The following is a 767-nucleotide window of genomic DNA, read 5'->3' as shown; positions in this document are numbered from 1 at the left end:
TGGTATTGCGTTGCTCACCCCTTAACAGGGCGTTATGTTGGTAATTGGGGTTAAGAGTAAAATGAATCCATTGTTAGACGAGTATCGTTTGCAGATTGCCGCCGATGAAGGGCTGAAGGCAAAACGAAGAAACCTAGTTATGTTGTCAGCGGTACTAATTGCGCTCAACTTTAGCGGAGCTGTAATTAAAGAGGCTAACACTTTTCTATTCAAAATTGAGTTTACAGATCAGCATGGCATTAATGAGCTTTTCTTTTTGTCTGTTTCCTACTTGTTGCTTCGATACTATTCGTATGCTCAACAGTACCATCAGAAGCTCACTCAACTTTGGTGTGTAGAAATGTTTTCGGATGCAAAAGTGTTCTTTTATCATCCGGAGAGCGAGAACGTTGAAGGTTTAGCATCTCATTGTTTACAAATGTGGGGTGGTGATGAGCCAGGCTTACGTAATACGAGATATCGTATAAGCGGTTTTTTTCAACGTTCGTTAGTCTACGAGAAAGAGTATCACGACGATGAAGGTAACATTGAGTATTACGATCATGCAGTCAGTTGTAATCGCTTCAATGAGAAGTGGTCACTATGGGATTTCATTAAATTGCTAAGCTATGAAATGAAATATCAGTTTCGCGCATATGTAAAAACGAGAGAACAATTAGACTTACTCGGTCCTTATGCTCTAGGCGTATTAGCTTTAAGCTTAGTTATCTCGAAATTGAGTGTTTGGTTAATGTTACCAACATAACAAACTGTTTAAGAGTGATTCG

General features: G+C 39.2%; 1 protein-coding gene. It reads left to right on the top strand.

Annotation, left to right across the window (positions count from 1 at the left end):
* Positions 1-61: 61 nt before the first annotated feature.
* Positions 62-745: a hypothetical protein gene (locus VHA02S_RS24950; protein ID WP_038899567.1), complete on the top strand. Its 684-nt coding sequence runs from the start codon at positions 62-64 to the stop codon at positions 743-745.
* The last annotated feature ends 22 nt before the right edge of the window (positions 746-767 follow it).

Origin of the sequence: Vibrio harveyi NBRC 15634 = ATCC 14126 = KCTC 12724 (assembly GCF_001591145.1) — a bacterium.
Lineage (GTDB): Bacteria > Pseudomonadota > Gammaproteobacteria > Enterobacterales > Vibrionaceae > Vibrio > Vibrio harveyi.
Note: the sequence above shows the minus strand (reverse complement) of the source record. Positions and strands in the feature narration are given on the sequence as shown.

Coding starts and splice junctions, on each gene's coding strand:
- VHA02S_RS24950 (WP_038899567.1), top strand. CDS start 62: ATGAATCCATTGTTAGACGAGTATCGTTTGCAGATTGCCGCCGATGAA.